Origin of the sequence: Azospirillum tabaci, assembly GCF_014596085.1 — a bacterium.
GTDB classification, from domain to species: Bacteria; Pseudomonadota; Alphaproteobacteria; order Azospirillales; family Azospirillaceae; genus Azospirillum; species Azospirillum tabaci.
In genome coordinates, this window is record NZ_JACCJY010000003.1 from 103,699 (window position 1) to 128,419 (window position 24,721).

The 24,721-nt window shown below is 67.8% G+C and carries 21 protein-coding genes; 8 read left to right on the forward strand and 13 right to left on the reverse strand.

The annotated features are described in order from the left end of the window. Nucleotides 1-17 precede the first annotated feature (17 nt). The 6 genes from fdhD to H0B54_RS05610 all read right to left on the reverse strand — a co-directional run bounded on the left by fdhD (nucleotide 18) and on the right by H0B54_RS05610 (nucleotide 8,254). Entirely contained in the window at nucleotides 18-815 is a 798-nt protein-coding gene (gene fdhD / locus H0B54_RS05585) for a formate dehydrogenase accessory sulfurtransferase FdhD (RefSeq protein ID WP_188259558.1), read from the reverse strand. 28 nt (nucleotides 816-843) lie between these two features. Beyond that, nucleotides 844-3,672 carry a formate dehydrogenase subunit alpha gene (fdhF, locus tag H0B54_RS05590; RefSeq protein ID WP_188259559.1) on the reverse strand — a complete coding sequence of 943 codons (2,829 nt, stop codon included), beginning with the start codon at nucleotides 3,670-3,672 and terminating at the stop codon, nucleotides 844-846. A 19-nt stretch (nucleotides 3,673-3,691) separates the two neighbouring features. After that, on the reverse strand, nucleotides 3,692-5,272 hold the full coding sequence (locus H0B54_RS05595; RefSeq protein ID WP_188259560.1) for a formate dehydrogenase beta subunit: 1,581 nt from the start codon (nucleotides 5,270-5,272) through the stop codon (nucleotides 3,692-3,694). Then, nucleotides 5,269-5,757 carry a formate dehydrogenase subunit gamma gene (locus tag H0B54_RS05600; RefSeq protein ID WP_188259561.1) on the reverse strand — a complete coding sequence of 163 codons (489 nt, stop codon included), beginning with the start codon at nucleotides 5,755-5,757 and terminating at the stop codon, nucleotides 5,269-5,271. Before H0B54_RS05600 ends, H0B54_RS05595 begins: the two co-directional genes overlap by 4 nt. A 156-nt stretch (nucleotides 5,758-5,913) precedes the next feature. Next, nucleotides 5,914-6,858, reverse strand: coding sequence for a LysR family transcriptional regulator (locus H0B54_RS05605; RefSeq protein WP_094302452.1), 945 nt, complete (start codon nucleotides 6,856-6,858; stop codon nucleotides 5,914-5,916). A 130-nt stretch (nucleotides 6,859-6,988) separates the two neighbouring features. Next, on the reverse strand, nucleotides 6,989-8,254 hold the full coding sequence (locus H0B54_RS05610) for a multidrug effflux MFS transporter (protein ID WP_188259562.1): 1,266 nt from the start codon (nucleotides 8,252-8,254) through the stop codon (nucleotides 6,989-6,991). A 344-nt stretch (nucleotides 8,255-8,598) separates the two neighbouring features. On the opposite strand from H0B54_RS05610, the gene H0B54_RS05615 reads away from it, so the two are divergent. After that, a complete protein-coding gene (locus H0B54_RS05615; RefSeq protein WP_246472347.1) occupies nucleotides 8,599-12,096 on the forward strand; it encodes a hybrid sensor histidine kinase/response regulator in 3,498 nt (1,165 codons plus the stop codon). Between the two features lie 33 nt (nucleotides 12,097-12,129). On the opposite strand, the gene H0B54_RS05620 is transcribed toward H0B54_RS05615, so the two are convergent. The 3 genes from H0B54_RS05620 to H0B54_RS05630 all read right to left on the reverse strand — a co-directional run bounded on the left by H0B54_RS05620 (nucleotide 12,130) and on the right by H0B54_RS05630 (nucleotide 14,488). Then, complete coding sequence (locus tag H0B54_RS05620; RefSeq protein WP_188259564.1) at nucleotides 12,130-13,092, reverse strand: EamA family transporter; 963 nt, start codon at nucleotides 13,090-13,092, stop codon at nucleotides 12,130-12,132. A gap of 115 nt (nucleotides 13,093-13,207) precedes the next feature. Continuing rightward, complete coding sequence (locus H0B54_RS05625; RefSeq protein ID WP_094302456.1) at nucleotides 13,208-13,750, reverse strand: DUF2934 domain-containing protein; 543 nt, start codon at nucleotides 13,748-13,750, stop codon at nucleotides 13,208-13,210. Nucleotides 13,751-13,912: 162 nt separating this feature from the next. After that, nucleotides 13,913-14,488 carry an acyloxyacyl hydrolase gene (locus H0B54_RS05630; protein WP_343068905.1) on the reverse strand — a complete coding sequence of 192 codons (576 nt, stop codon included), beginning with the start codon at nucleotides 14,486-14,488 and terminating at the stop codon, nucleotides 13,913-13,915. Between the two features lie 246 nt (nucleotides 14,489-14,734). Here H0B54_RS05630 and H0B54_RS05635 point away from each other — a divergent pair, with 246 nt between their 5' ends. The 4 genes from H0B54_RS05635 (at nucleotide 14,735) to H0B54_RS05650 (ending at nucleotide 18,306) form a co-directional block, all read left to right on the forward strand. Then, the gene (locus H0B54_RS05635) at nucleotides 14,735-16,306 is read left to right on the forward strand and encodes a bifunctional aminoglycoside phosphotransferase/ATP-binding protein (protein ID WP_188259565.1); all 1,572 of its coding nucleotides are present in this window, start codon (nucleotides 14,735-14,737) and stop codon (nucleotides 16,304-16,306) included. A 138-nt stretch (nucleotides 16,307-16,444) separates the two neighbouring features. Then, on the forward strand, nucleotides 16,445-17,311 hold the full coding sequence (locus tag H0B54_RS05640) for a universal stress protein (RefSeq protein WP_188259566.1): 867 nt from the start codon (nucleotides 16,445-16,447) through the stop codon (nucleotides 17,309-17,311). 150 nt (nucleotides 17,312-17,461) lie between these two features. Further along, nucleotides 17,462-17,722: a hypothetical protein gene (locus tag H0B54_RS05645; protein ID WP_188259567.1), complete on the forward strand. Its 261-nt coding sequence runs from the start codon at nucleotides 17,462-17,464 to the stop codon at nucleotides 17,720-17,722. Between the two features lie 224 nt (nucleotides 17,723-17,946). Beyond that, nucleotides 17,947-18,306: a hypothetical protein gene (locus H0B54_RS05650; protein WP_094302459.1), complete on the forward strand. Its 360-nt coding sequence runs from the start codon at nucleotides 17,947-17,949 to the stop codon at nucleotides 18,304-18,306. Between the two features lie 61 nt (nucleotides 18,307-18,367). Here H0B54_RS05650 and H0B54_RS05655 read toward each other — a convergent pair whose 3' ends face one another. The 3 genes from H0B54_RS05655 to folK all read right to left on the reverse strand — a co-directional run bounded on the left by H0B54_RS05655 (nucleotide 18,368) and on the right by folK (nucleotide 19,809). Continuing rightward, nucleotides 18,368-18,526 carry a hypothetical protein gene (locus tag H0B54_RS05655; protein ID WP_172428358.1) on the reverse strand — a complete coding sequence of 53 codons (159 nt, stop codon included), beginning with the start codon at nucleotides 18,524-18,526 and terminating at the stop codon, nucleotides 18,368-18,370. Nucleotides 18,527-18,731: 205 nt separating this feature from the next. Continuing rightward, nucleotides 18,732-19,139, reverse strand: coding sequence for a dihydroneopterin aldolase (locus tag H0B54_RS05660; RefSeq protein ID WP_246472348.1), 408 nt, complete (start codon nucleotides 19,137-19,139; stop codon nucleotides 18,732-18,734). Nucleotides 19,140-19,302: 163 nt separating this feature from the next. Further along, nucleotides 19,303-19,809, reverse strand: a complete 507-nt coding sequence (folK, locus tag H0B54_RS05665) for a 2-amino-4-hydroxy-6-hydroxymethyldihydropteridine diphosphokinase (RefSeq protein WP_094302461.1) — start codon at nucleotides 19,807-19,809, stop codon at nucleotides 19,303-19,305. Between the two features lie 234 nt (nucleotides 19,810-20,043). Here folK and H0B54_RS05670 point away from each other — a divergent pair, with 234 nt between their 5' ends. The 3 genes from H0B54_RS05670 (at nucleotide 20,044) to H0B54_RS05680 (ending at nucleotide 21,790) form a co-directional block, all read left to right on the forward strand. Continuing rightward, nucleotides 20,044-20,505, forward strand: coding sequence for a hypothetical protein (locus tag H0B54_RS05670; RefSeq protein ID WP_188259568.1), 462 nt, complete (start codon nucleotides 20,044-20,046; stop codon nucleotides 20,503-20,505). Nucleotides 20,506-20,605: 100 nt separating this feature from the next. After that, complete coding sequence (locus H0B54_RS05675; protein WP_188259569.1) at nucleotides 20,606-21,280, forward strand: SRPBCC family protein; 675 nt, start codon at nucleotides 20,606-20,608, stop codon at nucleotides 21,278-21,280. Nucleotides 21,281-21,409: 129 nt separating this feature from the next. Then, nucleotides 21,410-21,790 (forward strand): c-type cytochrome, encoded by a 381-nt coding sequence (locus tag H0B54_RS05680; RefSeq protein ID WP_035676169.1) that lies wholly within the window; start codon nucleotides 21,410-21,412, stop codon nucleotides 21,788-21,790. Between the two features lie 85 nt (nucleotides 21,791-21,875). Here the strand turns inward: H0B54_RS05680 and pepN are convergent, their stop codons facing one another. Next, nucleotides 21,876-24,533, reverse strand: a complete 2,658-nt coding sequence (pepN, locus tag H0B54_RS05685; RefSeq protein WP_188259570.1) for an aminopeptidase N — start codon at nucleotides 24,531-24,533, stop codon at nucleotides 21,876-21,878. Nucleotides 24,534-24,721: the final 188 nt, after the last annotated feature.

Genomic DNA, 24,721 nt, shown 5'->3' on the forward strand with positions numbered 1-24,721 from the left:
GCTCCCGGAAAAGCGTTTTAACGGAACAGCATGACGCCGTTGCCGCGCGCGCGGGCGGCCAGCGTCATGCCGGCGGCACGGGCGAGCTTCAGCGCCAGAGCTGTGGGGGCGGAGATGGTGGCGAGCATGGGGATGCCGATGGTCGCGGCCTTCTGGACCAGCTCGAAGCTGCACCGGCTGCTCATCACCGCGAAGCCGCCGGACGGATCGATGCCTGCGCGGGCCAGAGCGCCGGCCAGCTTGTCGAGCGCGTTGTGCCGCCCGACATCCTCCCGCGCCATCACGATGCGCCCGTCCGCCCCGGCCCAGGCCGCCGCGTGGAGCGATTTGTTGACGCGGTTCATCGGCTGGTGGTCGGGCAAGGCGGTAAAGGCGGCGGCCACCGCCTCCACCGACGGGGTGAAGCGCGCCGTCACCTTCGGCGGCTCGCGCACCGCGTTGGCGAGGCTGTCCACCCCGCATAGGCCGCAGCCGCTCCGCCCTTCCATCGACCGGCGGCGGAGCGAGCCGCGCAGAAGACGCAACGGGTCGGCCTCGATGGACAGGACGATGCCGTCCTCCACCTTGCGGACGTCGATGCGGTCGATGTCGGCGGTGCTGCCGACGATTTCTTCGCACAGGCTGAAGCCCAGCGCGAAGTCCTCCAGGTCGGCGGGAGTCGCCATCATCACGGCGTGGGAGCGTCCGTTGTATTCGAACGCCACCGGAGTCTCCTCGGCGACGAGCCACGTCACGTTCGCCTGATTCGCGACCAGATCGGCGGTTTCCGGAAAGCCGGTGCCGCTGGCCGGCAGGGAATGGGCGTGGGTGAGCATGGCTGGTCCTCCGCTTCGCGTTGCCGCATTACTCCGCCGCCACTTCCACCAGCGCGCCGCGGCGGATCTGCCAATCGGACGGGTGGTTGCTCAGCGTCACCTGCACCGCGGTCACCTTGTATTCGGGGCAGTTGGTGGCCCAATCCGAATTCTCGGTGGTGACCACGTTGGCGCCGGTCACCGGGTGGTGGAAGGTGGTGTAGACCACCCCCTGCGGCATCCGGTCGGAGATGCGCGCCCGCAGTGTCGTGGCGCCGACGCGGCTGGCGATGGAGACCAGATCGCCGTCGCGGATGCCGCGTTCCTCGGCGTCGTGGGCGTGGACCTCCAGGATGTCCTCCGGGTGCCACGCCACGTTGGCGGTGCGGCGGGTCTGGGCGCCGACGTTGTAGTGGCTGAGGATGCGGCCCGTCGTCAGGATCAGCGGGTAGAAGCGCGAGGCGCGCTCCTCCGTCGGCACATACTCGGTGATCATGAAGCGGCCCCGGGACGCCTTGCCTTCGCGGACGAAGCCGTCGGCGTGCATGATTGGCGTGCCGACCGAGTCCTCGTCGGTGCAGGGCCACTGCACGCTGCCCACCCGGTCCAGCTTCGCGAAGCTGACGCCGGAGAAGCTGGGAGTCAGGCGGGCGATCTCGTCCATGATCTGCGCGCTGGTCCGGTAGAACATGGGATAGCCCATGGCGGTGGCGAGTTCGCAGACGACCTCCCATTCCTGCTTGCCGGTCTTGGAGGGCATCACCGGGCGGACGCGGTTGATGCGGCGCTCGGCGTTGGTGAAGGTGCCGTCCTTCTCCAGGAAGGAGGTGCCGGGCAGGAAGACATGGGCGAAGGCCGCGGTCTCGTTCAGGAACAGGTCCTGAACCACGACGATCTCCATGGCCCGCAGGGCGGCGAACACATGCTGGGTGTTCGGGTCGGACTGGGCGATGTCCTCACCCTGGACGAACAGGCCCATGAAGGTGCCGTCCACCGCGGAGTCGAACATGTTGGGGATGCGCAGGCCCGGCTCGGGGTCGAGCGCCGCGTTCCACACCTCCTCGAACTGTTGGCGGACCACGTCGTCGGAGACGTGGCGGTAGCCGGTCAGCTCGTGCGGGAAGGAGCCCATGTCGCAGGAGCCCTGGACGTTGTTCTGGCCGCGCAGCGGGTTCACGCCGACGCCGTCACGCCCGATGTTGCCGGTCGCCATGGCGAGGTTCGCCATGCCCATCACGGCGGTGGAGCCCTGGCTGTGCTCGGTCACGCCCAGGCCGTAATAGATGGCCGCGTTGCCGCCGGTGGCGTAGAGCCGGGCCGCCGCGCGCATCTCCGCCGCCGGGATGCCGGTGTACTGCTCGGTGTTTTCCGGGGAGTGGCGCGGATCGCGGACGAAGGCCTCCCAACGGGCGAACTCCATCGGGTCGCACCGGTCGGCCACGAAATTGCGGTCGACCAGCTCCTCGGTCACGATCACATGCGCCAGCGCGTTCATCGCGGCAACGTTGGTGCCGGGACGGAGCTGGAGGTGGTGCGTGGCCGAGACGTGCGGGCTGCGCACGAGGTCGATGCGGCGCGGGTCGATGACGATCAGCTTGGCGCCCTGGCGCAGCCGCTTCTTCATGCGGGAGCCGAAGACCGGGTGGCCGTCCGTCGGGTTGGCGCCGATGACCAGGATCACGTCGGACTTGTCGACGCTTCGGAAGTCTTGCGTTCCGGCAGACGTGCCGAAGGTTTGCTTCAGGCCGTAGCCGGTCGGGGAATGGCAGACGCGGGCGCAGGTGTCGACGTTGTTGTTGCCGAAGGCGGCGCGGATCATCTTCTGGACGACATACACCTCCTCGTTCGTGCAACGGGACGAGGTGATGCCGCCGATGGAGCCGCGGCCGTACTTCTGCTGAACCGCGCGCAGGCGGGTGGCGGCGTAGGTGATCGCCTCCTCCCAGGAAACGACGCGCCATGGGTCGTCGATCGACTCGCGGATCATCGGCTTCATCTGGCGGTCGGCGTGGGTGGCGTAGCCCCAGGCGAAGCGGCCCTTGACGCAGGAATGGCCCTCGTTGGCGCCGCCATCCTTGTGGGGGACCATGCGGACCACGGTGGTGCCCTTCATCTCCGCCTTGAAGGAGCACCCCACCCCGCAATAGGCGCAGGTGGTGATGACGCTGTGCTCCGGCTGGCCCAGTTCGATCAGCGATTTCTCGGTCAGGGTCGCGGTCGGGCAGGCCTGGACGCAGGCGCCGCAGGACACGCACTCGCTGTCCATGAACTGTTCGAGCGCGCCCGGCGACACCTTGCTGTCGAAGCCGCGGCCGTCGATGGTCAGGGCGAAGGTGCCCTGGACCTCGCCGCAGGCCCGCACGCAGCGCGAGCAGACGATGCACTTGGACGGGTCGAAGGTGAAGTAGGGATTGCTCTCGTCCTTCACGGCGGAGCGGTGGTTCTCACCCTCGTAGCCGTAGCGGACGTTGCGCAGGCCGACCGCGCCGGCCATGTCCTGAAGCTCGCAATTGCCGTTGGTCGGGCAGGTCAGGCAGTCCAGCGGGTGGTCGGAGATGTACAGCTCCATCACGCCGCGGCGCAGCCGGCCCAGACGCTCGTTCTGGGTGTGCACCTTCATGCCCGGGGCGACCGGCGTGGTGCAGGAGGCCGGGGTGCCGCGCCGCCCCTCGATCTCCACCATGCACAGACGGCAGGAGCCGTAGGCGTCCAACATGTCGGTGGCGCACAGCTTAGGCACGGTGATGCCGGCTTCCATCGCCGCGCGCATCACCGAGGTGCCTTCCGGCACGGTCACCGTGCGGCCGTCGATGTCCAGCGTCACCATGGTGGCGGACTCGCGGGCCGGGGTGCCGTAATCGATGTCTTGGATGGACATGGGGTCTGGTCCTTTCCACTCACTCGGCCGCGACAGCCGCGGGGCTGCGGGTGAAATCCTCGGGGAAGTGCTTCAGGGCGCTGCGCACCGGGATCGGCGTCATGCCGCCCATGGCGCAGAGCGAGCCGTCGGTCATGACCTCGCACAGGTCGTTGAGCAGCGTGATGTTCGCCGCCACCCTCTCGCCGGCGATGATGCGGTCCATCACCTCGACGCCACGCACCGCGCCGATGCGGCAAGGGGTGCACTTGCCGCAGGATTCGGCGGCGCAGAACTCCATGGCGAAGCGGGCCTGCCTGGCCATGTCCACGCTGTCGTCGAAGACGACGATTCCGCCGTGGCCGACCATCGCTTCGACCGCCGCGAAGGCCTCGTAATCCTTCGGCAGGTCGAACAGCGAGGGCGGCAGATAGGCGCCCAGCGGGCCGCCGGCCTGCACAGCGCGGATCGGACGCCCGGTGATGGTGCCGCCGCCGAACTCGTAGAGCAGCTCGTGCAGGGTGACGCCGAAGGCCTTCTCGACGATGCCGCCGTGCTTGATGTTGCCGGCGAGCTGGAAGGCCAGCGTGCCGCGCGACCGGCCGACGCCGAAGTCGCGGTAGCAGTCGGCGCCCTTGTCCAGGATGATTGGCACCGAGGTCAGCGACAGCACGTTGTTGACGACGGTCGGCTTGCCGAACAGCCCCTCCAGCGCCGGCAGCGGCGGCTTGGCCCGGACGGTGCCGCGCTTGCCCTCCAGGCTTTCCAGCATGGAGGTCTCCTCGCCGCAGATGTAGGCGCCGGCGCCGACGCGGACGTCGAGGTGGAAGCGATGGCCGGTGCCGTGGATCTCGTCGCCCAGCCACTTCTCGTCATAGGCCAGCCGGATCGCCTCGCGCATCGTCGCGACGGCGTGCGGATACTCGGAGCGGATGTAGATGTAGCCCTCGGTGGCGCCCACCGCGATGGCGGCGATGGTCATGCCCTCGATCAGGCAGAAGGGGTCGCCCTCCATGATCATGCGGTCGGCGAAGGTGCCGCTGTCGCCCTCGTCGGCGTTGCAGCAGATGTATTTCTGGTCCGCCTTGGCGTTCAGCACCGTGTTCCACTTGATGCCGGTCGGGAAGCCGGCGCCGCCGCGGCCGCGCAGGCCGGATTCGGTGACCTCGGTGACGATCTCCGCCGGGGTCATGGCGAGCGCCCGCTCCAGCCCGCGGAAGCCGCCGTGCAGCCGGTAATCCTCGACCGACAGCGGGTCGATGATGCCGCAGCGGGCGAAGGTCAGCCGCTCCTGCTTGGCGAAGTACGGGATCTTCTCGGTCAGGCCGTGGGCCAGCGCGTGGTCGCCACCTTCGAGGAAGCCGGCATCGAACAGGCCGGCCACGTCCTCGGCCATCACCGGGCCGTAGGCGACGCGGCCCTCGGGCGTCTCCACCTCGACCAGCGTCTCCAGCCACAGCATGCCGCGGGAGCCGTTGCGGACGATGCGCAGGGGGATGCCGCGCTTGGTGGCCTCGGCGCGGATGGTGGCGGCGGTCTCGTCGGCGCCCACCGACAGGGCGGCGGCGTCGCGCGGCACGTAGATGGTATGAAGGGCCACGGTGTGCAGGGGCTCGCTCATCTTGCGGTCTCCGCAGCCAGGGTGGAGGCGGCGATGGCGTCGAAGCGGGCCGGGCTGACCCGGCCGTGCAGCGTCTCGTCCACCATCACGGCGGGGGCCAGGGCGCAGTTGCCCAGGCAGAAGACCGGCTCCAGCGAGAAGGCGTCATCGGCGGTGGTTTCGTGGAAATCCACCTTCAGGCGGCGGCGGATGTGGTCGATCAGCCCGTTGGCGTTCATCGACTGGCAGGCCTCGGCCCGGCAGACCTTGATCGTGTGGCGGCCCGGACGGCTGCGGCGGAACTCGTGGTAGAAGGACACCACCCCGTGCACGTCGGCGCGCGACAGGTTCAGCTCACGCGCCAGCAGCGGGATGGCCTCCTCGTCGATGCAGCCGAACTCTTCCTGAAGAGCGTGCAGCATCGGCAGCAGGGCCCCGCGCAGGTGACGGTTGGCGGTGATCACCGCCGTGGCGCGTTCCTCGCTCCATGGAGATCGGGCGTTCATGGTCTCCTCCCCCGCGCTCACCTGGATCGGCGGCGCTTCGTTGGTGTCTCGTCCGTCAGCGTTACGGACATTGGGGGAGGCGGGCAAATTTGATTTTCTGATGCGGTGATAGGGTTTGGCTATCACCACATGGACCGCGCGGTTATGCTGTTGAGATCATAGCCCTTTTGACAGACCCCAGGGGGCAAGCGCCTCGTCGGTCAAGGCGCGCACGCGTTCGGCGAGGCCCGGTTCCGCCGCCACGGCGGCCAGGGCCTTGGCGAGCGGTGCCGGTGGTTCGCGGTCGGCGTAGACGAGTCCGACGGCGTAGGTCAGGTCGGGCTCGGTCAGCGGCAGGGCCACCAGATCGGGATGGAGCGCGACCAGGGTGAGGAGCTGGCTCGGCACAACGCTGGCCGCCAGACCGCTGCGCACGATGGTGTAGATGGTGACGATGGAGTTCGTCTCCATCAGCGGAACCACCGTCCGGTCGGCCATGCGGAAGGCGGTGTCGGCGATGCGCCGGTTCTGCATGTCGGGGGTGAGCAGGCACAGCGGCAGCTCCGCCGCGTCCGCCCAGCGGATGCTGGTGGCGCCCTCCCGGACCTGGCGGCGCTGGGCCAGCAGGAAGTAGCGCTCCGAGAACATCGGTACGGTGCGGACGTTGCTCAGCGGCTCGTTGTCGAGATAGGTGACGGCGGCGTCCAACTCGAACCCGTCGAGGTCGCGCTGGATGTCCCGCGAGCTGAGAGAACGGACGCTGGAGCGGATCTGCGGGTAGCGCTCGGCGAAGCGGGCCAGCACATGGGGAACGGCGGGCAGAGCGGTCGGGATGGCGCCGATCCGCAGATGGCCCGACAGGCCCTGGCCCAGCGCCGTCAGCTCCTGATAGAGCCCATCCCGCTCCGCGACGATTCGGCGGGCGTATTCCAGCACCTTCAGCCCTTCCGGCGTGAAGCCGGAGAATTTCTGCCCGCGCTCGACGATGGGCACGCGCAGTTCGTCCTCAAGCTGGCGGATGGCATTGGACAGCGTCGGCTGGGAGACGTGGCAGGCCTCCGCCGCCCGGCCGAAATGCTGCTCACGCGCCAGGGCCAGCAGATAGACGAATTTGCGGAACACAGTCCCCTCCCGCGCGTGATGGGCCGGTGCCCGCTTGGCGCCCTCCAAAGGCGTCGCGCACGTTATGCCGAATCGGACACACCGGGGGCAAGGACGGCGATGCCTTGCCGTCCGATGACAGCCTCAGGCGTCATTCCCCTGGCTGCGCCGCCGGCGCGGCGTGAGCGGAGCGCATCAGGGTGCCGCGCTCCGTCAGCAGGACGGTCAGCAGCGCCACCACGCCCAATACGGTGAAGCCGATGGTCAGCGGGCGTACGGTGCCGTCGAAGGACTGGCCGACGATCCAGCCGACCACCGCCGCCATCGCGGTGCTGAAGAAGCCGACGAAGGACGATCCCATACCCGCCACATGGCCCAGAGGCTCCATCGCCATGGCGTTGAAGTTGGGGGCGATCAGGCCGAAGCAGAAGAAGATCGCCGCCATGAACAGGCCGAGGCCAAGCAGCGGCGGATGTTCCGGAAAGCCCAGCAGCGCCATGGCGACGCCGGTCAGCGTGTAGCCGATCAGGGCCATATGCGACACGCGGTGCATGCCAACCCGCCCGACCAGCCGAGCATTCACCAGCGAGGCCAGAGCCATCACGCCGGCGATGGCGCCGAAGGCCACCGGGAACATCGCGCCCAGCCCGTAAACGTCCACGAAAATCTGCTGGGCGCTGCCGACGTAGCTCAGCAGCCCGCCGAACAGCAGGCCCATCGCCGCGGTGTAGCCGACCGTCGCGCGGGTCGTCACCACCTTGTGGAAGGCGTGGCCGAGTGCGGCGGGGGACAGCGGCATCCGGTCCTCCGCCGCGCGTGTTTCCGCCAGCCGCAGCATCGACCAGGCAAAGGCCGCCACGGCCGCCAGGAAGAGCGCGCCGAACACCCACGGCCAAGTGCCGAGATGCAGGATTCCCTCGCCGAGAGCCGGGGCGATGATCGGCACGATGATGAAGATCATCATCACGAAGGACATCACCCGCGCCATGTCGCGCCCGACGAAGCGGTCACGCACGATGGCGATGGCGACGACGCGCGGGGCGGCGGCGCCGAAGCCCTGCAAAGCGCGGGCGGCCAGCAGCGTGGTGAAGCTGGGGGCGAAGACCGCGCCCAGCGACCCGATGGCGAAGATCACCAGACCGGCGGCCAGCACCGGCTTGCGCCCGAACCGGTCGGACAGCGGCCCATGGAAGGGCTGCCCGACGGCGAAGCCCAGCATGTAGGCGGTGATGACGAGCTGCCGGTCGTTTTCACGCACCACGCCGAAGGAATGGGCGATGTCCGGCAATGCGACCAGCATGATGTCGATGGACAGCGCCGTCAGCGCCATCAAAAGGGCCATGAGCGCGACGAACTCGCCGAAGCGGATGTCGCCGCTTCGACCGGCGGAAGCGGAATGGGGAATGGAATCAGGCATTGCGCCACTGTGCCGCCCGCCAGTCTCCGCGGCAAATCGAATTCCCGCAGGCCCGCCATCGATATTTGGACATCGACAATTCAGGGCTGTGCCACCTTGCCGCCCTGTGCCCCGCACAGTACCACTTTGTGGGGCGTGCCCAACTTTCATTTGAGATATTCAAGAACTTCGCGCGATATCGGCTGAAAATAGCGATAGACGGGCGGATTCTGTGGGAGTCGCTTGAGTGTCTGTCTATAGTGGGCTGCGTCAACAGTTTGCGAAAACCGGGTATGCGCCTTCGTCTCCCTTTTGTGGCCCTGCTGGCGCTTCTTCCGCTCGTTGCCTTTGCGGTGGCCTCGATCATGCTGGTCGACCGTCAACAGGAACAGTCTGTGGAAGAGCTGGTCCGCCACGCCACCGACGCGGCGGTGCGGACGGTGGACGGGCGCGTCCTTGTGACGCGCAGCGCGCTTGAGATTATGTCCACTTCCCGCTCGCTGGACATCGGCGATCGCGCCGTTTGGAAGGATCGGGGAGAACGTGCGCTGCAGCAGCGTTTGGATTGGATCGCTTTGGAGGTGCGCGACCGCCAGGGTGTCGTCAACCTGCTCCACCGGCCGCAGGAACCGGAGGCCGGCGGCATCGACCCCGCCGCCCGGTCCGCCCTGGCGGATCAGGTGTTCCGCTCGGGAGAGGTCTGGATCAGCGGCGTCATCAGCGACCCGGCCGGCAAGGTGGAGCCGGTCTTCGGGGTCAGCGTGCCGGTTTGGGGTGTGGGCGAGGTGCGGCTGGTCCTGACCGCCTATGTGCGGGCCTGGTCCCTGCACCAAGTCCTGATTGATCAGGTGGCGACGCCGAACTGGATCGTCGCGCTTCTCGATCGTGATGGGCGGTTCATCGCCAGATCGAAGTCTGAAACGGCCTTCGACCCGGCGATCGGAAAGCCGGCGCACGAGTCCCTCGCCCACGCATTGAAGACCGGCGACGAGTTCTTTCTGTCCCGCACACAGCAGGGGCAGGAGGTGCTGTCGGCGAAGGCCGGCTCCGTGGCGGCGCCCGGCTGGCTTCTAGCCCTCGGCACGCCGGCCGAGCCGATCCAGGCGGCGGCGCGGCGCACGACCTACACGATCGCCGGCGGTGGGCTCGGCGCTCTGGCTGTGGCGGCGCTGGTCGCCTGGACCCTCACCCGCTCCCACGACCGGCGAGAGGCGGCGGAGCGGCGCGCGCGCGCGGCGGAAGCCGCGGCGGCGGCCGACCGGCGGTCCCACGCCATTCTGGAAAGCACGACGGATGGCGTCTACGAACTCGACCGGTCCTGGCGCATCGTCTTCATGAACGGGCGCGCACGCGGCCTGATGGGCGGCAGCAGCGACCTGACCGGGCAGCGGCTGTGGGAAGCCTTTCCCGACGCCATGGGAACGGTTCTGTGGGACCGCCTGAACGTCGCCATGAGGGACCGCCATCCCGACGAGTTCGAGGCCTATTTCGCGCCGCTCGGCGTCTGGCTCTTCCTGCGGGTGTTCCCATCGTCCGCCGGGTTGGCCATCTATTTCCAGGACATCAGCAAGCGCCTGCTCGCCGAACGGGCGCTGGAACGCGCGGTGGAGCAGGCGAACCAGATCCTGGAGAGCATCGGCGATGCCTTCTACGCCATCGACCGCGACTGGCGGATCACCTACGTGAACAAGCGTGCCCAGGAGATGTTCGAGCGCCCTCGCGAAGACCTCGTCGGCCGCCGCCTGCTGGACCTCTTTCCCGAAGTCGCGGGCAACACCGTCATCCGCAGCTTCGAGGCCGCCATGGCCGACCAGCAGCCGCGGGAGTTCGAGGCGCTGTCCGGCATCTTCCAGCGCTGGACCATGTTCAACGTCTATCCGCAGGCGGGCGGCGGCCTGTCCATCTACTTCCGCGACGTGTCCGCCCACCGCGCGGCGGAGGCGGCCCTGCGGGCCAGCGAGCACCGCTACCGCACGCTCCTGGAAGCGTTGCCACAGATGGTCTGGACCTGCCGGGCGGACGGCAGCTGCGATTTCCTCAGCCAGCAATGGCTGTCCTACACCGGCCAGCGGCTGGAGGAGGCGCAGGATTTCGGGTGGTCGGAAACCGTTCATCCTGACGATCGAAAGCGTCTCCTCACGATTTGGGCGCAGGCGGTCGAACAGCGGACGATCTTCGACACCGAGGCGCGCATCCGCAGCGCGGCCGGCACCTACCGCTGGTTCAAGCAGCGTGCCTTGCCGATCACCGACCCGGAATCCGGAGAGGAACGCTGGTTTGGCACCTCTACCGACATCACCGACATCTTCGAGGCCCGCGATGCCATGCAGACGGCCAAGGAGGAGGCGGAGGAGGTTGGCTTGCGCTTCCGCACGCTGGCGGATTCCATCCCGCAGCTCGCCTGGATGGCCCGCCCGGATGGGCGCATCTTCTGGTACAACCAACGCTGGTATGACTACACGGGTGTCGTCGATGGCGCGGATGCCGCTTCCGATCCGCTGTGGGATGGAATTCTTCCCGCCGACCATGCCGAACGCGTCACCGCCAGCCTCCAGCGGTCCTTCCAGACCGGTGAACCGTGGGAGGACACCTTCCCCATGGCGGGGCGGGACGGTGCCTTCCGCTGGTTCCTGTCGCGGGCGTTGCCCGTCCGCGATTCCGACGGCACCGTTCTCCTGTGGTTCGGCACCAACACCGACGTGACCGATCGTCTGGAGGCCGAGGACGCCCTGCGCCGCGCCAAGGAGGAGGCGGAGCGGGCCGCCCTGTCCAAGTCCAAGTTCCTCGCCTCGGCCAGCCATGACCTTCGCCAGCCGATGCAGTCGCTGTTCCTGTTCTCCGGCGCGCTGCACGGCCATGTCCAGGGCGAGAAGGGGATGAAGGCGCTGCGCCATCTCGAAAGTGGGCTGGACGCGCTGAAGGGGCTGCTGGACAGCCTGCTCGACGTGTCGCGTTTGGACGCCGGGGTGGTCAAGCCGACGCTGGAGGATTTCCCGGTGGCGCTGCTGCTCGACCACATCGCGGCGGGCTATGCCCCGGTGGCCCGCGGCAAGGGGCTCGACTGGACGATGGAGGGGTGTCCGCTGAACATCCGCTCCGACCGCGTCTTGCTGGGCCGGATGATCCGTAACCTCGTAGAGAACGCCATCCGCTACACGGAGCGGGGCAGCATTGCCATCGCCTGCACGGTCATGGGCGGGCGGATGCGGATAACGGTCGCCGACACCGGCATCGGCATTTCCGAAGAGCATCTGCCACGAATCTTCGAGGAGTTCCATCAGGTCGGCAACCCGGAGCGCGACCGCAGCCAGGGGCTTGGGCTGGGCCTCGCCATCGTTCAGCGCATCGGGCAGCTTCTGGGTCATCCGGTGACCGTCCGCTCCGCGCCCGGCGCGGGGTCCGTCTTCACCATCGAGGTGCCGCTGGGCGAGACGCTGAAGCCCGTGGAGCCGATGGCCGCGACGCTCAGGACGTCGGCAAGCGGGGACGAGCGGCTGGCCATGGTCGTCGACGACGACGCCATCGTGCTGCTGGGCCTTCAGGCCATCCTGCGCGAATGGGGGTACGAGGTGCTGATCGCCGGTTCGGGGGAGCAGGCGGTGGACAAGCTGCGCTCCGTCAGCCGCAAGCCCGACATCATCATCGCGGACTACCGCCTGCGCGAAGGCAAGGTCGGCACCGACGCCATCCTCGACATCCGCCGGCTGTTCGACGCCGACATTCCGGCGATCATCGTGACCGGGGAAACCGGTCCGGAATGCCAGCGCGACGCCGTGCGCCACGGCTTCGGCCTGATGCACAAGCCGGTAACCCCGCGCCAGCTCGCCGGGGCCATGGAGCGCTCCCTGCAACCGGCCGAATGAGGCCGGCGGATTGAGATCGTCAGGCCTCGACGGTCAGTCGCCGCCGCCGCCCATCGCGGGCGGGCTGGGCGGCAGGCGGCGGCGGGTTTCGCGGTGCAGGATGTACAGGCCGCTCACCGCCACGACGGCGGCTCCCAGCACCATGTGGAGCGTCGGCATCTCGCCCCACAGCATCCAGCCGAACAGCACGGCCCACAGCAGCGAGGCGTAGTTGAAGGGCGCCACCACGGCCGCCGGCGCCAGCGAATAGGCCCGCGTCAGGAAAAGCTGGGCGCCGCCGCCAAGCACGCCGGTGGCCGACAACAGGGCGAGGTCGGTTAGGCTGTGCGGGGTGATCCACACGAACGGCATGACCAGCGCCAGGATCAGGGTGGTGATCGCGGTGAAGTAGAAGACGATCGTGTTGGCGTGCTCGGTCTTGCTGAGCTGGCGGATCGCCACCATCGCGAAGGACTGGCAAAAGGCGGCGCCAAGCGCGACGAGCGCGCCCAAATGCGTCAGCATCTCGCCCGACGGCCGGACCATGATGAGGACGCCGACGAAGCCGACCAGCACCGCGCTCCACCGGTGGATGCCGACCTTCTCGCCGAGCAGCGGCACCGACAGGGCGGTGAGGAACAGCGGGGCCGAGAAGTTCAGCGCCACCGCATCGCCCAGCGGCAACAGGTTGAAGGACCAGAAGGTCAGCGACATCGCGGTCAGACCGACGACCGAGCGCCAGACATGGCCCATCGGGCGTTCGGTGCGCAGGCTGTTGATCCAGCCACCCTGCAGCGAGATGACCACCGCCACCGGAATCAATGCCATGGCGTTGCGGAAGAAGGTCACCTCGATGACGGGGTACGTCTCCGAGAGCAGCTTCACCAGCACGTTCATCACGGAGAACAGCAAAACCGATCCCAGCATCATGACGATGCCGAGCGGTATGTTCTCCACGCGGATGTGGCGGGGCGTCGCGGGACGGGCGGGGGCGGGGGAGAGGGGAGGCGCGGTCACGCCCGGATGCTATCAACTGCAACCACCCGCGTCACGTTGCCGCGACACGGGTGGTCATGTCCTGACGGAATGGCCGGATTGCGGTGTGACGCCGATCCGGCCGTTGCGCGTGTCGTCAGCGGTTGTTCAGCAATTCGGCGATTTCGCCTTCGGCCCGCAACCAGTGATCCATCTCGCGGCCGTTCGGGCGGCCCTCACGCTCCCAGATCTCATAGGCGCGCTCCTGCACCATGCGGTTCTTCTGGCCATGGAGCAGCCCCTCGGCGATGTGCATGTTGATGCGCGAGAGCGACACCAGCTTGCTCGTCTCGATGGAGCCCCGGGTCGCCTCCATGGTGGTGACGGTGACGTACTGCGCGAGGTTGCGCAGGTTCGCCTTGACCTCGGAGTCCAGTGTGTTCTCTTCGTTCTGGAGCACCGTCTTGATGGCGACCCAAAGGCGAAGATTGTGGTCCAGCGCGTGGCTCGCCTTCTCGGGCGTGTCGGCTTCGACCAGGAGGCTGGCGGCATGCAACAGGGCGACCGCGTCCTGCTCGATGGCCGCGAAATTGGTGTTCAGGACGATTTCCGCCCCGGTGTCGGTGGCGAGCGCCTCGGCCGCTTCAAGCGACGGAGCGGCGTCGACGGTCTTTGCGGTGGCGGTCTTGCGCTTGGCCATGATCGAATCCCCGGCGTTGGTCCCCGAGGTCAATAGAACCAGCCGTCATTAACAACTGGTTAAGGCGAGTATTGCCAACCCCTTTGCGCAGCCTCCGCGTCAGAACAAACGTCCAGCGATTCGTGAATGGTCATGTTGCGCCGCAAAACAAGCGTCGGATTCTCAGCGTCCGGTGAACGCTCCGAACGGCATGCGATAGTAGAATCCGAAGACGTTGTTGGCCGGTGCGGCGGCGTCCGCGGTGGGGCCACTGGTGTCGATGCGGCTGTAGCCGAGGCTGAAGCGCGCCTTGTTCTCGAACTGGTAACCGAGTTCGAGCTGGGAACGGAACTCGACCACGCTGCCCGTGCCCGCCGGATCGCGCGGGGTGACCGGCAGGGTTCCGGCACCGACGCTGGGCGTGAAGACGAAGGAGGACCCTCCCAGCGGAATGTCGATCAGGATGCCGCCCATGCCATAGAGGCTGCCATCCGGCGCGCTGGGACCGAGGGACACCCAGGGGCGCACCTCCGCGTATCCGTCGAGTTTGGGCAGGATGGAGGAGCCGATGCGGATCTTGTTGTGCAGGTCGGACACCTTGGTGTCCGGCGTTTCCCCGACGTTGTAGGCGAGCCCGCCGATCTTCCAGTTGCCGATCCGGTCTTCGGGCATGGACAGGGTCTGCGCGCCTGCGGGAGCGGAAAGCGCGAAGCCCGCCACGGCAACCACCAGACAGAGGCACGAGGTCCCATGACGCACGGCGGCCTGCTCCCGATCGATCGTTGACCGTCCTACTCCGGCTGCTCCAGCCTACCGCGTCCGATCCCGACGCGGTTGTGGCATTACGCGTTGCACCGCACCCCCGCGCAAGCGCGTAACGGGGCTACTCCCAGATGTCGTGCGCCCCGCCCTCCGCGTCAATGGTGGAAGGGCTCCCCTGTTTGCGGGGGCCTAGGCGGTTTGCCGGGCTCATCGGTGATGGCTGGGGCGTGCTAGACTTTCGCCATGCAGCACACCGCTTCCGATCCGAAGCAGGACCCGACGCAGGGTCCGATGCAGATGGCGGCCGCCTTTCTCGCCGATCCGGCGAGCCACGGCGGCGCGGCGGTGGAGCGTGTCGAAACCCACGCAGCCATGATCTTCCTGGCCGGCGACCGCGCTTATAAGCTGAAGCGTGCGGTCCGCTACCCCTATCTGGACTATTCGACGACCGAGCGGCGGCGCGCGGCCTGTGTGGAAGAGTTGCGCCTGAACCGGCGAAGCGCGCCGTCGCTTTATCTCGGCCTGGACTCGGTGGTGCAAAGGGCGGACGGCTCGCTCGCCTTCGGTGGCGAGGGTGCGGCGGGCGGCACGGCGCTGGACTGGCTGGTCGTGATGCACCGCTTTCCGCAGGACGCCCTGCTGGACCGCTTGGCGGAACGGGGCGGTCTCGACGACGATTTGATTCGCGACTTGGCCGACGCCGTGACCGCTTTTCATGAATCCGCGGAACTGCGTCCGGATGGCGGCGGGGCGGTGGCGATGCGGGAGGTGGTTGAAGGCAACATCGCCGAACTGCGCGCCAACCCATCCCTGTTTCCGCCGGAGCGTGTGGAACGGCTGGCCGGGCGGTCGGCGGACACGCTGGCGTGTCTGGGCCCGCTGCTTGAGGACCGGCGGCGGGCAGGATTCGTCCGGCATTGCCACGGCGACCTGCATCTGCGGAACATCGTGTTGCTGGGCGGAAAGCCGGTCCTGTTCGACGGCATCGAGTTCGACGAGCGGTTGGCGGTCATCGACGTCGCGTACGACCTCGCCTTTCTGCTGATGGATCTGGAGCGGCGGGGGCTTCGCCCCCTCGGCAACGTATTCCTCAACCGCAGCCTGGACGTGACGGAGGACTACGGCGCCTTGGCGCCGCTGCCCCTGTTCCTGTCGGCGCGCGCGGCCATCCGGGCCAAGATCGCCGCCAGCGCGGCGACGTTCCGCCCCGACGCGGCTGCGGCGCGGAGGTCGGAACGGGAGGCCGTGGCCTATCTGGACCAAGCCCTTGCGGCGTTGGAACCGCCGCCGCCACGGCTGATCGCCATCGGCGGCCTGTCCGGCAGCGGCAAGACCCGGCTGGCCCGCGCCCTGGCGCCGTCTCTGGGCGCGTCGCCGGGGGCGGTGGTCCTGCGCTCCGACGCGTTGCGCAAGCGCCTGTTCGGGGTCGGGGAGGCGGAGCGGCTTCCGGAGGACGCCTACACGCCGCCGGTAACCGAGCGGGTCTATGCCGAGCTTCTGGAGCGGGCGCGGACCGTGCTGGCCGCCGGGCACGCCGTCGTGCTGGACGCCGTCCATGCTCGTCCGGAGGAACGGGCCGCCGCGGCCGGTCTCGCAGCGGAAGCCGGTGTGCGATTCGACGGCATCTGGCTGGACGCCCCTTTGGACACGCGGATCGCCCGCATCGTGGCCCGCCGCGGCGACGCCTCCGACGCCACGGCGGAGGTGGCCGAGCGGCAGGCTGTCTATGATCTGGGCCCGCTTGAGTGGGTGCGCACGAATGCTGGCAGGGATGCGGGGGAAACGCTTGCGGCCGTGCTGGAGCGACTGGTGTAATTCCAGGTGGAACGGGCGCCGCCGGTTCCCCATGGTCTAATATAAGGGCGGCGCGGCGCTGGAAACGGTGCATCCAGCCGTCGTTCCGACAGGCACCGTCCATAAGATGGGCCGGCGGAAACGGCCCGGGGGGAGATCATGTCACTCAAGACGATCCTTGTGCCGCTGGCCGGCCTCGACGGCGACACGGTGGCGCTGAACGCCGCGCTGAAGATCGCGCGCGAATTCGATGCCCATGTCGAAGCCCTGTTCGTGTCGCTGGACCCGCGGGACGCCGTGCCCATGCTGGGCGAGGGCATGTCCGGCGCGATGGTCGAGGAGATCATGCGCGCCGCCGAAGGGGAGTCGAAGACCCACCTCCACACCGCCCGCCGCACCTTCGACGACGTTGTGCGCGCCGCGGATATCGAACTGCGCGACATCCCGACCGGCGTCGAGGCGCCGACCGCCCGGTGGCGGGAGGAGACGGGCCGCGTCGAGGAGGTGGTGCCGCGCGAAGGGCGGCTGGCCGATCTGCTGGTCTTCGCCCACACCACGTTGGACAGAAACACCCAGGTTTACGCCACGGTGGAAAGCGCCCTGCTGGGGGCGGCCCGCCCGCTGTTGCTGGCGCCGGCCACCCTGCCGGATGAGATCGGGCGCACGGTGGCGCTCGCCTGGAACGGCAGCCCCGAATCGGTGCGTGCTTTGACCGGGGCGATGCCTTTCCTGACCGGTGCCGACACCGTCCATGTGCTGACCGCCGAGACCTCCAACACCCAGGCTGCGGCAGGGCGTCGCATCGCCCAATATCTCGCTTGGCACGGCGTTAACGTTCAGGTAACCATATTGAAGCCGGGATCGGAACCCGTCGGCCAAGTCATCATCAACAAGGCCACGGAGCTTGGGTCCGACCTCCTCGTGATGGGGGGCTACGGACACAGCCGGATGCGGGAAATGATCCTGGGTGGCGTGACCCGCTATGTGCTGAATCACGCCGGCCTGCCCGTGCTGATGGCCCATTGATCAAAGGGCCTCTCTGTTAAAGGCCGGGCTTCTCCGATCCGACGCGCGGCGCCGCCATGTCGGGCGCCCTCCACGCCGATGGTTTTCGACCACAAGGGCCACCCGGACTCCGGTCCGGGTAAGGTCCGGCAATCGGGAAGGGAACGCGCCATGTTGACGATCGACGATTGCATCGCGCTCAGCGATCTGACCGAAGAGGAAATCGACGCCATCGCGGAGCATGAGCATCTGCCGGAAATCCTGGCGGTGGAACTGGGCTGCTGCCTTGCCCACGACGCCGAAGGCATCCGCCGGATCGCCCGCATCATCCGCGAGGACATCGACCGGGCCCGCAGCCATGGGCAGACCGTTCATGCCCGCCAGTTGACGGCCGTCCTGGACGGCTTCGTGCACCAGCACCCGGCCCTGTAAAGCGAGCCTGCAAAACGATACGGCGACAGGAAGGAAACGCCCCACACGCACCGTGACGGTGCGCGGTGGGCACGGGGAGGCGCGGAACAACCGGCCCCCCGTTCGGTTGGCATTGGCGGGATCGCGTCGGGGGGACGGCGGGGAGCGCGCTCGGCGCGCTCCCCCAACCGTCGGAGTTCCGTGACGCGCTGTCTTGTTCCGCTGCCAGCAAAGGACGAAAGACCGTGCCCTTGAAGACAATCCGCCTCGAACTGGCCCGCACCGCCGACCATCCGGAAGGCAGCGCGGAGCATGGCTATGAGTTCATCGCCCCGCTGACTGCGGACGGCCATCTGGATCTGGAGGAATGGCGGAGCCAGAAGGCCGCCTGCACGGTCCGCCGCTTCTGGCGCGGGGAGGACGAGCAGACCGGCCACCTCATTCATCGGGGCAAGGGATGGCTGTTCGATTACGACGCCGACGACAGCGACGACGACGAACCGATCTTCCGCTTCGACCGCCACACGCTGGTGGAAGGGGAGTACATCTCCATCACCGAGCATGATGGTGAACAGCGCCCATTCCGCGTCGTTTCCGTCCGCTGAACGACGGCTGGCTTCCGTGGCGGTCCGCCTGGTCCGGACCCGCCACCCCAATTCCGTCCGCTCAGGCGGCCAGCCGTTCCTCGCGGTCGCGCAAATTGCGTCCGACCTGTTCGAGAAGCTTCCGCAGAGTCTCGGCGGTCATGCCATCCCGATTCATCAGGGCGACGATGATCGGCTCGTCCAGGATTTCCGACAGGGTCGGAGCCGTCAATTGGTCCATGTTACCCTCCCTGTGCATTCCGGCCGGCCTTGAGGCGGCGTGTTTCTATTGTACTTAAGATACGGTATTTCGCAACAATGCTGCATCGCGAAATATTCTATCGCGGCTTGCGTAAGGGTAGGGAGCCGCTGAGTGTTCATGCCTGAACACAGACCCGATGCCTATATCGGCAAAAGAGTTACCGCGATGGTGGAGGGAGGTGGAGTCAGTGCTCCGCGTCGCGGTTCCGCATGATCGTGACGCCGGCTCCGGCCGTGTCCGGAAGCAGGGACGGCAGTTCGACGTCGACGCGCACGTGGCGGACCTTCGGCTGGGCCATGCACAACGCCGCGGTGCGGTCGGCCAGATAGTCGGGGCCGGGCACCGTTTCCTCGGCGCACAACCGGCGCAGATCTTCCACGATGTCTTCGTAGGACATGACCGCGGTTATGTCGTCGGGAAAGCCGAGACCGGGATGGCTGACCTTCAACTCCAGACTGATGCGGACGGTGTGGCGTCCGGAGCGCCCGGCGAGCGACACGGTGGCGGTAAAATCGCGCAGCAGGATGGTGTAGGTCGCCGCTGCGCCGTGGGAACCGGAGCCGGTGTGTCGGGAAACGGGATCGTTGGCCAAAAAAGACATCTCCTGGCGGGCGGCGGCCCTGGTCGATGCCCCGTCCGGGGCGGCCGCCTCTCGTCGCTGCGCCGTGCCCACTATAGCGCAGGCGCCCGCCCATTCGGCAAGGTCAGACCATCGATAACGCCAGACCGTCGACAACGTCAGTCCGTCGACTGCGTCAGACCGCCACCGGAAGCTCCGTGCCGGTGCGGATCACCGTGTCGCGCCCCGGTACGGCGGCCAGAAGATCATCGAAGCTGCGCGCGATGGCCGGGTGCTGAAGGCCGCCCGCGATGTCGGCCAGCGGGGCCAGGACGAAAGCGCGCTCCGCGATGCGGGGATGGGGGATCTCCAGTTCCGGCGCGTACATCACCAGTTCGCCGTAGAGCAGAATGTCGATGTCGATGGGACGCGGCCCGAAGCGAAGGCCGCCTTCCAGGTCTCGGCCCATCTCCGCCTCGATGTTCTTGACATGGCGCAGAAGCTCCCACGGGCCGAGCGCCGTCTGCGCGCGCAGCACCATGTTCAGGAAGGACGGTTGGTCGGTCACGTACATCGGGGCGGTCTCGTAGACGGGCGAGGCCAGCGTAACCCGGACCTGCGGAGAGAGCCGGCGCTGCGCCGTCGCCAGATTGGCGGCGCGGTGGCCCAGATTGCTGCCGAGCGCAAGGTAGACCGTGGTCATCGCAGAACCGTCGCTAGTCGAAACCAAACCCTCGTCAGTCATACCATGATCCTCCGTTCCATCAACCGTCAAAGCGTCATACGGCGGCGCCGTCGCATCCGAAACCCGCCTTTTGCCCCGTGAGAGGGGGCGCGTGGAGCACGCTCCGGTTTAGGTAGCCGGCTTTCTCCGGGAACCGCAAGCGGCGCGCGGGGTTGTGCCAGTCGTGCGATGCTGCATCGGAGGGGGATGGTCATGACGGTTCGGCAGGTCGGGACGGCAGCGCTTTTGGGGCTGGCCGGGGCGCTCCTGGCGTCCTGCGCCACGGGGCCGGACCCGCAGATCGCCCAGCGTGCCCAGACCGAACTCGTTGGCATGCCGAAGGAGCGGCTGCTCGCCTGCGCCGGGGTTCCGGCGCGGCAGGCCCAGGCCGGCGGGCGGGAATACTACACCTACGTCTCCGACCCCGGCGTGGCGATCAGCCCGTTGGGCGGCAGCAGCATCGGCGTCGGCGGCTTTGGCGGGGGCGGTTCCAGCGGCGTCGGCGTCGGGCTGGGATTCGGCCTCCCGATCGGTTCCTCCTCCCCCGGCATGTGCGAGGCCACCTTCGTCCTGGGGCCGGGCGGGGTCGTGGAGCAGGTGTCCTACCCGGGCAACGCCTCGCTGTCCGCCTGCACGCCGATCGTCCAGAACTGCGTGCCGCCAGCGCCGCGCTGAACCGTTCCTTCCTGGCTGAAAGGGGGACTGTCGCCGGTTGCGGCCTTGCCGTATCGTCCGGCTATGGCTTGGCTGTAAAAAGGCAGGGGAGGACCACGTCATGGACATGAGCGGCAGCCAGCGCATCACGGCCCCGCGGGACAAGGTTTGGGCGGCGTTGAACGATCCGGACATCCTGCGCCAGTGCATTCCCGGCTGCGAGGAGGTGCAGAAAACCTCCGACACGGAATTCACCGCGAAGGTGGTCGCCAAGGTGGGGCCGGTCAGCGCCAAGTTCTCCGGCAAGGTGACCCTGTCGGACCTCGACCCGCCCAACGGCTACACCATCACCGGGGAAGGCTCCGGCGGGGCCGCCGGCTTCGGCAAGGGCGGCGCCAAGGTCTCGCTGGAACCGGACGGCGAGACGGCCACGGTCCTGTCCTACACCGCCCACGCCACGGTCGGCGGCAAGCTGGCGCAGATCGGTTCGCGTCTGGTGGACGCCACGGCGCGCAAGATGGCCGACGATTTCTTCAACCGCTTCACGGCGGTGGTCGGCGGGCCGCAGCCTGACCCGGTCGCCGATCCGCTCGCCGATCCGGTCGTGGAGACGGTCGCGCAGCCCGCTGCGATGAGCGCGGCCGCTCCGCAACCGGTGACGCCCGCCGTGGCGCCCCCCGCCCCTGAAATCCCGATCCCGCTTCCCGCCGCCCGGGGGCGGGGCGGCTTCTATGTGCCCTGGGCGGCGCTGGCCGTGGTGGCTGTTCTTGTTCTTCTTCTCGCATGGATGAAATAACCCGTATTTGGTGTTTGTGCTGCGGGCGCGACACGTTGGGGGGTTGGCCTTAACCACAGAATGTGTATGCTGCGCCCGAACCTGCCGGCATCAGAACGCCGGCTTCATCCGGAAGGGGGAATCTGACCAATGAACAAGCATATCCTGGGCGCCGCCCTGATCGCCGGCATTGCCATGGGCGCGGGCGCCGCGCAGGCCGCTGACGCCGCCGCCGGTAAGGACGTCTTCAAGCAGTGCATGGCCTGCCACACCGCCGAGCAGGGCAAGAACAAGGTCGGTCCGTCGCTGTTCGGCGTTGTCGGCCGCCCGGCCGCCTCGATCGACGGTTTCAAGTATTCCAAGCCGATGCAGGAGAAGGCCGCCGGCGGGCTGGTCTGGACCCCGGACAACCTGAAGGCCTACATCACCGCCCCGAAGGAAGTCGTTCCGGGCGGCACGATGGCCTTCGCGGGCATCAAGGACGCTGGCAAGGTCGACGATCTGATCGCCTTCCTGGGTGAGCAGAAGTAAAGACGCCCGCGTTTCGGCGCGGGGGTACGGACGGGCCGGAGGGGAAACCCTCCGGCCCTTTCCATTTTGGCCCGCCCGTTCTGGGTCAGCCCGCCGCCTCCAGGCTCTTGCTCGCCACCTCGAAGACGTCCGGCGACAGGCCGGGCGTGGCGACGATGCGCTCCAACTCGGCCTTCATCAGGGCACGGCGCGGCGCGTCGTAGCGGCGCAGGCGCGAGAAGGGACCGACCATGCGGGCCGCCACCTGCGGGTTCATGGGGTCCAGGCGAAGGACCTGATCCGCCAGGAAGCGATAGCCCGCTCCACTGGTGTCGTGGAATCGCACCGGGTTGCCGCCCGCGAAACCGCCGATCAGCGCGTAGACCTTGTTGGGGTTGCGGATTTCGAAGGCGGGGTGGGCGAGCAGTTCGGTCACCCGCTCCAGCGTGTCGGGCCGGTGCGAGGTCGCCTGCACGCCGAACCACTTGTCCACGACCAGCGCCTCGCCCTTCCAGCGCTCGTAGAAGCCGGCGATAACCTCGTCCCGCTCGGGCGCGTCGGAATTGCTGAGGAACTGGAGCGCCGCCATCACGTCGGTCATCGCCTGGGCGCCGCGATACTGGCCGAGGCAGAGGTCGAGCGCCTCCTCGTCCTCAAGCGCCATCAGGTAGGCGAGGCACAGATTCTTCAGCGCCCGCCGTCCGATGGCCGCGGCGTCCACCGAGAAGGGCTCGTTCCCCGCGTTGCGGCGGTGGGTGTCCAGCCAGCCCGGCCGCAGCGCCTCGGCCAGCCGGCGGCGGGCGAACTCGCGCACGGTGTGGATGGCATCGGGGTCGATCACCTCCATCTGCGTGCCGAGGTAGCTCTCGGTCGGCAGCACCAGGGCCTGCGCGGCGAAGGCCGGGTCCTGGTCGGCATCCTTCAGGACCGCAGCCACCGCGTTGATGAAGCTCTGGGGCAGCGCCAGTTCCCGCCCGGCCTGTCGGTCGGCGACGAGGGAGAGCAGCAGCCGGGTCGCCAGCGTCTGCCCGGCCTCCCAGCGGTTGAAGGCATCGCTGTCGTTGGCCATCAGGAAGGTCAGGTCGCCGTCGGTCAGGTCGGCCCGCAGCTTCACCGGGGCGGAGAAACCGCGCAGCAGCGACGGCACCGGGCGGGCCGGCACGTCGACGAACGTGAAGGTCTGCTCGGTCTCGGTGATGTGCAGGGTGCGGCTGGTACCGGCCGGCTCCGTCTCGCCGGTCAGGCGCAGCGGCAGGTCCGCCCCGTCCGGACCGAGCAGGCCCATGACCAGCGGGATGTGCATCGGTTCCTTCACCGGCTGGCCGGGGGTGGGCGGCACGGTCTGCCTGACGGTCAGCCGGTAGGTCTTCGACGCGTCGTCATAGGCGCCGCTCACGTCCAGCTCCGGCGTGCCGGCTTGGCGGTACCAGAGCTTGAATTGGGTCAGGTCCACGCCGGTGGCGTCGGACATCGCCGCGGCGAAGTCGTCGCAGGTGACCGCCTGTCCGTCGTGGCGCTGGAAATAGAGGTCCATGCCCTTGCGGAAGCCCTGCGGCCCCAGCAGCGTGTGGTACATGCGGATGACTTCCGACCCCTTGTCGTAGACGGTGGGGGTGTAGAAGTTGTTGATCTCCACATAGCTGTCCGGGCGCACCGGGTGCGCCATGGCGCCCGAATCCTCCGGGAACTGCACGGTGCGCAGGCGCTGCACGTCGGCGATGCGCTTGACCGCCCGCGAGTTCATGTCGCTGGAGAATTCCTGGTCGCGGAAGACGGTCAGCCCCTCCTTCAGCGACAGCTGGAACCAGTCGCGGCAGGTGACGCGGTTGCCGGTCCAGTTGTGGAAATACTCGTGCGCCACCACGGCCTCGATGCCCAGAAAGTCCTGGTCGGTGGCGGTCTCCGGCTTCGCCAGGATGTATTTGGTGTTGAAGACGTTGAGGGACTTGTTCTCCATCGCCCCCATGTTGAAGTCGCCGACCGCGACGATGTTGAAGATGTCGAGGTCGTATTCCAGCCCGAACACCTCCTCGTCCCAGCGCATCGACTTGATGAGCGAGCGCATGGCGTGGTCGACTTTGTCCTCGTTCCCCGGCTCGACATAGATGCGCAGGGTCACGTCGCGGCCGGACGCGGTGCGGAAGCGGTCCTCCTGGTGCACCAGCGTGCCCGCGACCAGGGCGAACAGGTAGCAGGGCTTGGGGAAGGGGTCTTCCCACACCGCGCGGTGGCGCCCGTCGGGCAGGTCGCCGGACTCGATGAGATTGCCGTTGGACAGCAGCACCGGGTAGCGCGCCTTGTCCGCGGTGATCGTGGTGGTGTAGCGGGCCATCACGTCGGGCCGGTCGGCGAAATAGGTGATCTTGCGGAATCCCTCCGCCTCGCACTGGGTGCAGAAGTTGCCGGAGGACTTGTAGAGCCCCTCCAGCGCGGTGTTCTCCTGCGGCTTGATGCGGACGACGGTTTCCAGCGTGAAGGTCTCCGGCACGCTGTGGACGGTCAGATGGTCCGGCGTGACGGTGTAATCGGCGTCGCCCAGTGGCTGCCCGTTCAGCGCCACGGACACCAGTTCCAGCCGCTGCCCGTCCAGCGTCAGCGGCTGGGTTGCCGCATCGTCGCGCACCGGGTTGCGTCGCAGCCCGAGCTGCGCGCGGACCGTGGTCACCTCCTCGCCGAGGTCGAAGAACAGATCGACCGTGTCGATCAGGTGCGCGGGCGGGCGGTAGTCCTGCAGGCGGATGGCCTTGGGCGTGCCTTTGTCCATGGGGCTTTTCTCTAACCTTGTTTTGGCCGTGTCGGCGTCGCGGGGACAGACTCTAGCATGGAGAGTGGGGACGCGGGACGCCGTTGGACAGGGGCAAGGCGCATCCATCGTGCCCTGCCCATCCGGACATGCAAGCAGTGACCACAGGTGGCGGTATCTGTTGATTTTGCCCCTAATGATACATAGAA